Raw genomic sequence first — 6,739 nt, forward strand, 5'->3', positions numbered from 1 at the left:
ATGACGATCGGACCGGATCGGATCGGTTCGGATCCGGTCCGATCAACCGGCATCCGCCTTGCGGCTCGGACTTCGCTTATCGGGTAAACGCTTACTTCGCCGCGGCGGCGGCTTCCGCTTCTTCGATCTTTTTGTTGATGCGTTCGGCCGCTTCGCGAAGCGCCGTATTCGCGTCCTTGTTGTTGTAGATGACGTCGCGGATAATCGTGTTAAATTCGCCCTGGTGCGTGCCGTTGTACTTGTTGACCGAACCGGCGGGGGCGTATTTGTCCGGCTGGAACGCTTTGACGTTTTTGCCGGCGTACATCGGGTTGTTTTGCCCGAACGTTTGGCGCAGCGCCTTGTTGTTCAGCGAGGTAAGGAATTTGCCGTCCTTCAGCTGCTGTGCCTGGTATTCCTCGGTCGTCAGGTAAGCGATTACCTCGAACGCCTGATCCTTGTATTTGCTCATCGATGTGACGTAGAAGTAGGTCGGGTACGCTTGCGGTCCCAAATCGGGCTTATCCTTGAATACCGGGAACGGGGCCAAATCCCAGTTCAAATCCCCGATTTCCTTCGCGTTGTGCAGCGCGGTCATCGCCAGAAACATGCCGGCCGTGCGATCTTTGAAAAAGCGGTTTCGCTCGTTCGGCTCCGATATTTGGTTCGATTTGATATGACTGTAGCCGGGGAGCTTGTAGAAGCGGGTCAAATTGTCGACGAACGTTTTCCATCTCTCGTCGCTGTCCAGCGCCGCCTTTTTCGATTGGGTATTGACGATCGGCGCGGACAATTGATTCATGAAAGCCAAATGCCCGTAAGACGAAGCGAAGCCGGTATAGCTCGTGCCGCCGTCGGAACGGGTCAAGCTTTTCGTCAGCTCGAACAATTCGTCCCACGTAATGCCGGCTTTCGGGTAAGGAACCCCGAATTTGTCGAAAATGTCTTTATTGTAGTAAATCGTCGAAGGAGGGACGTAAACCGGCAGCCCGTACATGCCGTTGCCGCCGGCGAGCTGCTTGCCCGTATCGACCATCGTCGGCTCGAGATGACTCAGGTTGTAGCCGTATTTTTTGATCTGCGGCGTAATGTCGTACTCCAGCTTGCTTTCCATCAAGTGCGGCGGCGTCGCGCCGATCGACGCGAACATGATGTCGATCGTTTGTCCGGCCGCGATCAGCTCCGGCACTTTGCCGCCGGTAATGTACTTGATCGTGACGTGCGGAAACTTTTTCATGATCGGCTGCCCGAACGTCTGCATAAAATCTTCTTCCGGCCAGTCGGCGGGAAACGGGAAAAAGACGGTAAGCTCGACCGGATCTTTTTTGCTCTCGACCGTGACGTTCGGTTTATTTTCCCCGGCCGAGCCCGGAGCTCCGGATCCTCCGCCCCCTCCGCATGCGGCGGTCCCCAGCGACATGCACAGCAGCGCCGCGATACCCAGCTTTTTGGACATGTGCAATTCCTCCTCGTCGGAAATAACAACATGCTGCCCATTCATGGTGCGTTTCATTTGAACAGCATTATATCACGCTGTTTCTTGTACCCGGTTACGGTAAAGTTGCACTCTGTTGCACTCCTTTTGAAAGCGCTTGCCAGTATAATTTTTCCTGATATATAATTTAGCTGTGAATTTAGGGTGATACAGATAGGGGGTAGGAACGATGAGCCGGAAATTTACCCGGATGCACATGGACTTTTGCGACGAACTGTATTTTTTCGTATACAGAACGTGGGAGCAGAAGTGCCCGGACGAATATTACCATGCGCACGACGGCATGGAATTTTTGTATATTCACGAAGGGACGGGGCGGCTTATTTTGAACGATCGGCTGTATACGCTGAAGCCGCGGACGCTCGTCTATTTCCAGCCTTATCAAGTTCATCTCGTCCGGTACGAGCTTCCCCGGCTTCGAACGCTCGTCAAAATCAATCTTCCGCTGCTCAAGCAATATTTGCCGATGTTTCCGCACTTGGCCGCGTTCACCTCCTTTATGGAAAAATCGCGGGAAGGGCAGCAGCTGTTTCAGCTCAGCCCGAAGCAGGACGGCGAGCTGAACGGCCAACTCTCCCTTATTCATCATACGCTGTCCGTCGTTCCCGAGCGCGAGCGGAAGGAACAGTTTCTTATTTTTTGGATGCAGCTGATGTCGTATTTGCGGGCGCACGTGTTTACCGGTCTCGCTTCCGAAGAAAACGGCTTTTCGCTGCGAAAATCGAACCATGCGGAAAATATCGTCGCCTGGATCGACGAGCATTACAAGGAGCCCTTTTATTTGGAGAAGCTGTCGGCCACGATGCATTTGTCCGCCAGCTACATCTCGAATTTGTTCCGGCATCTTACGGGAACGACGATAACGGAATATATTATGCGCAGAAGGCTGGATGAGGCCCGATTGCTGCTGGAAACGACGACGCTGTCGATCGACCAGGTCGGGAAGCAGTCCGGATTCCCGAATCCGGCCTATTTCAGCCGCTGCTTCAAAAAGAGACATGCGGTCACGCCGCAGCAATATCGCACGCTTTCGGCGAAAAACCGCGACTCGACGATCGCGGGAAAAGCGCTCATGGATTGATTATTCGGAGGGCAGGAAGCGGAACGTCGCCTACGGGACGGGCGCCGTGTCGATTGACAAACGCATTCGTGCGATCGTACAATATGAAGATAACATAACTTTTATCTCCATGGTGGTGAGGAACATGACGTCCCGATTCGAGCAAGCGTTGGATAAATTGAAGTCGACCGGAGTTCGAATGACGCCTCAACGACATGCGATACTGGCTTATTTGCTGGATACGATGACGCACCCGACCGCCGACGATATTTATCGCGCTCTCGAAGACCGTTTCCCCAGCATGAGCGTCGCAACCGTCTACAACAATTTGAAAGTGTTCATTGAAGCGGGGCTCGTCCGCGAGCTTACGTACGGAGACGACTCGAGCCGCTTCGATTCCGATATGTCCGACCATTATCACGCCATCTGCGACAACTGCGGCAAGATCGTCGATTTCGAGCATCCGCCTTTGCACGAACTGGAGCGGACCGCCGCCCGGCAAACCGGCTTTCAAGTCAAGGGGCATCGGCTGGAAGTATACGGACTTTGTCCAGAATGCTCGTCGACGGTCAAACATTAATGAACCGGCGGGGCGCCCGCTACGTCGGTATTTATAGTATAATGGACGTGTCCGACCGACGCGTCTTTTTTGTTGATTCGCAATCGCGCGGCCTTTCGCAGGGGCGCCCCCAGAACGACTTTACAGGATGCGGGACAGAAGGAGTGGAAACATGGAGTCAGCGAACCCGCCGCCGGGACGTCCCAGGAAACGTTCGCGGACGGCGCTGCGGCTGTTCGGCCTGCTTGTTTTTTTCGGACTCGCCGCTTTGATCATGTACTATTGGTTTTTGACGTATTATCCGAACAAGCAGCATGTCCAGCCGGACTACGGCGGCGTCCAGAAGCCGGTTTTTTTTCGCGGAGAATTCATCGCGGACGGCGCTTTGGGAGAAAAGGAAAGCTTGAAGCTGCCGCTCGATTTCATTAAAGAGAAGGTCGATCCGTCGATCGTGTACGAAAGCGCCAGCGATTCGGTCATCATAACGACGAAAGACAAAGTCGTGCGCATGAAAACGAACGCGCTGACCGCCATGGTCAACGAAAAGCCGCTGGAGCTGAAATTTCCGATCGTCAAGCAGCAAAACGACATATATGTGCCGATCGACCCGATCAAGCAGTATTACGGGTTCACCGTCGCGGAGTCGGCGGAGACCGGCAATGTCGTCGTTCATTTGCAGGGCGACAACGTGCAATGGGGGAAAACGGAAACGTCCTCGAAAGACGGGGTCGCGGCGATGCGGCGGGAGCCGGGGATCAAATCGCCGATCGTCGCCGACGTGCCGGCCGGCGAAAGCGTCATGATCTGGTCCGAGCACGACGGCTGGTACAAGGCGCAGCGTCAAAACGGAGTCGTCGGCTATATCCGCAAAACGGAAGTCGTACTCGACCGCGTCGAGACGATGCCCGCCCGCGCCGAACCGAAAGCTTATGTGCCGTGGAAGCCGCTCGGCGGCAAAATCAACATGACGTGGGAGCAGGTGACGACGAAAAATCCGGACACGTCCAAAATCGCGCCGATGCCCGGCCTGAACGTCATCAGCCCGACCTGGTTCCATCTCGTCGACGGCGAGGGCAACCTGAAAAACTTGGCCGATGCGGGCTACGTCAAATGGGCGCATGAGCAAAGCCTGCAAGTGTGGGCGCTGTTCAGCAACGGCTTCGACCCGAAAATAACGACCGAAGCGCTCGCGACGTACGACAAACGGATGAAAATGATCAAGCAGCTGCTCGCTTTCGCGCAAATGTACAATTTGCAGGGGATCAACATCGATTTCGAAAATGTCAATTTGAAGGACAAGGCCAACTTGACGCAGTTCGTCCGCGAAATGACGCCGCTTCTTCACGAGCAGGGGCTCGTCGTTTCGATCGATGTCACGACCAAGTCGACGAGCGAAAACTGGTCGATGTTTTACGATCGCCCGGCCTTGGCCGAAACGGTCGATTACATGATGGTGATGGCGTACGACGAACATTGGGCGAGCAGCCCGGTAGCCGGATCGGTTTCTTCGCTGCCGTGGGTCGAGAAAGGGATCGTGCAATTTTTGAACGAGGAGAAGGTGCCGGCCTCCAAGCTGGTGCTCGGCGTTCCTTATTATACCCGGATTTGGACGGAGCAAACGAAAAACGGCAAAAAAGAAGTGACTTCCCGCGCCGTATTTATGGAAACGGTCGTGAAGCTCATCAAGGACAAAGGGCTGACGCCCGTCTATTCGGCCGAAACCGGACAAAACTATGTGGAATATACCGAGGACGGCAAGCTGAACAAAATATGGATCGAAGACGAAACGTCGATGAAAGCGCGCATCGAGCTGGTCAAGAAGTACGATCTGGCCGGCGTCGCTTCGTGGCGGAGAGGGTACGAGGTCCCGGAAATTTGGAACGCGATCAAGCAATCGATGGAAAAGCGGCCTTAATCCTTATATCGTGCAAAAAACAACAGCCTGGATCTCTTCGGAGACCAGGCTGTTCGCGTTTACCCTTTGTTCGGATTGCTCGCGGCGAGCTCCGTTTCGGAAGACGGATTCGGCGACGAATACCGGGGGTCGAACGATAAAATCGTTTTGCAAAACATGCAGCGGTCGGTTTTGCCGATCATCTTCGTCATTTTGCCGCATTCCGGACATTCGAGCGAGACGGCGCTCGTCGACATCATCCCCGCGAAAAAATAAATGGCCATGCTGCCCAGCATCGAAATCATGCCGATCACCATGAAAACGGCCGCGAAAATTTTGCCGATCTGCCCCCAATTGAATACGATTCCGGCCAGCCCGACGATCATGAGCGCCATGCCGCCCATCGTAAGCAGCAGGCCCCATAACCGAAATTCGTTTACTTTGCTCGATTTGAAAACCATAACGGTCCCTCATTTCCTAGTTTTGCGGATGAAGTCAACCAATTGTTCGATTTGAATGCAGGAAACTGGACGACGGCGTAGAAATAAAGGTAATAAGAAGCGGCAATGCGATTTTCAGCTGAAGGTCGGTGGAACGAATTTGGATGAGATTGTTCAATATGTGCAGGCCACATACGGGCACGATCCCGAAACGGTCAGCGTCGCCGTCGCGCGCTGTTCCGCGGCGCCGTACCATGCCGCGGCCGACAACCCGGAATTCGTCGTGCTCGTCGTTCAAACGTCCGATCCGTCCGATTCCACTACTTATTATATAAAAGACGATATCCGTATACAAGAACGATGCCTGCATCCCGGTAAATTGGAACGGCTGCTCTGGAACGGCGAAAACCATAGCGTTATTTATTGGATTTTGCAAGGAGAGATCGTAATGGATCGTAATTTGTATTTGGAAGGCTTGCGGCACCGGCTGCTGGAATTTCCCGAAGACATGCGGGGCAAGAAGCTGATCGTCGAGTTCGACCGTTTTTTGAAAAGCTTCCTGCAAGGCAAGCAGTTTTTGGCCGAAGGCCACCTGCTCGACGCGTACAGCAATATTTTGGACGCGCTATGCCGTTGGGCCCGCATCGCCGTGTTGGAGGAAGGCATCCATCCCGAGCCGCTCATTTGGGCGCAAGTGCGCAAAATCAATCCGGGCGTCTACAAGTTTTACGAAGAGCTTACGTCCAATAACGAATCGCTCGAAAAACGAATTCAGCTCGTTGTGCTCGCTTGCGAATTTTCCGTCATGTCGAAGATGGAAAGCTGCTGCGCCGTCGTCCTCGAGGTGCTGCGCAGCCGGGAGCGTCCGTGGAGCCTGCGGGAGCTGATGCAAATTCCGCAATTGTGCGACCTCGATTTGGATCTGTCGCTGCTGCTCGGCAAGCTGGCGCGCAAAAGCTTGGTTCGGGAAGTGGTGGAGAAGCCGGACGAACCGGGCTCGCTGCTTCTGCAGCTGAAGTATACGATTCAATGAAAGAATGCCGGCGGCCGCGTTCCGGATGATCGGTTTGGTTCTTACACCGGTCACCCGGTTTTCTTTTTTATTGACAGCTTCATGCTCACGGCGCATCGATTTTTGCGGGCAACCTTCGAAATGTTCGATGTTTTCGAACTTTTTAAAAGAGGGTGTCAAGCGTCTGTGAAAATGTCACCTTAACTGAGCAGTAAAAATGTCACTTTTTGTAGTGTGGAGGCCGCCCGTCACCAGAAGGCCTCATGATAGGTGTTGTGCTGGGAATACAGAGCCTCTTGG

General features: G+C 53.9%; 6 protein-coding genes. 4 read left to right on the forward strand and 2 right to left on the reverse strand.

Going from position 1 to position 6,739, the window contains the following annotated elements; translation table 11 throughout:
* Positions 1–91: 91 nt before the first annotated feature.
* On the reverse strand, positions 92–1,435 hold the full coding sequence (locus PV407_RS25135) for an ABC transporter substrate-binding protein (RefSeq protein WP_332092761.1): 1,344 nt from the start codon (positions 1,433–1,435) through the stop codon (positions 92–94).
* 208 nt (positions 1,436–1,643) lie between these two features.
* Between PV407_RS25135 and PV407_RS25140 the strand changes: the two genes are divergently transcribed.
* The 3 genes from PV407_RS25140 to PV407_RS25150 all read left to right on the forward strand — a co-directional run bounded on the left by PV407_RS25140 (position 1,644) and on the right by PV407_RS25150 (position 5,008).
* Positions 1,644–2,555: an AraC family transcriptional regulator gene (locus PV407_RS25140; protein WP_332092762.1), complete on the forward strand. Its 912-nt coding sequence runs from the start codon at positions 1,644–1,646 to the stop codon at positions 2,553–2,555.
* Positions 2,556–2,679: 124 nt separating this feature from the next.
* Positions 2,680–3,114 carry a peroxide-responsive transcriptional repressor PerR gene (gene perR / locus PV407_RS25145; protein WP_332092763.1) on the forward strand — a complete coding sequence of 145 codons (435 nt, stop codon included), beginning with the start codon at positions 2,680–2,682 and terminating at the stop codon, positions 3,112–3,114.
* 151 nt (positions 3,115–3,265) lie between these two features.
* Positions 3,266–5,008, forward strand: coding sequence for a glycosyl hydrolase family 18 protein (locus tag PV407_RS25150; RefSeq protein WP_332092764.1), 1,743 nt, complete (start codon positions 3,266–3,268; stop codon positions 5,006–5,008).
* Positions 5,009–5,067: 59 nt separating this feature from the next.
* Here the strand turns inward: PV407_RS25150 and PV407_RS25155 are convergent, their stop codons facing one another.
* Positions 5,068–5,448, reverse strand: coding sequence for a DUF2614 family zinc ribbon-containing protein (locus tag PV407_RS25155; RefSeq protein WP_332092765.1), 381 nt, complete (start codon positions 5,446–5,448; stop codon positions 5,068–5,070).
* Positions 5,449–5,587: 139 nt separating this feature from the next.
* Here PV407_RS25155 and PV407_RS25160 point away from each other — a divergent pair, with 139 nt between their 5' ends.
* The gene (locus PV407_RS25160) at positions 5,588–6,460 is read left to right on the forward strand and encodes a nucleotidyltransferase-like protein (RefSeq protein ID WP_332092766.1); all 873 of its coding nucleotides are present in this window, start codon (positions 5,588–5,590) and stop codon (positions 6,458–6,460) included.
* The last annotated feature ends 279 nt before the right edge of the window (positions 6,461–6,739 follow it).

It is taken from the genome of Paenibacillus sp. GYB003 (assembly GCF_036577625.1).
In the GTDB taxonomy this organism is placed as follows: domain Bacteria; phylum Bacillota; class Bacilli; order Paenibacillales; family NBRC-103111; genus Paenibacillus_AB.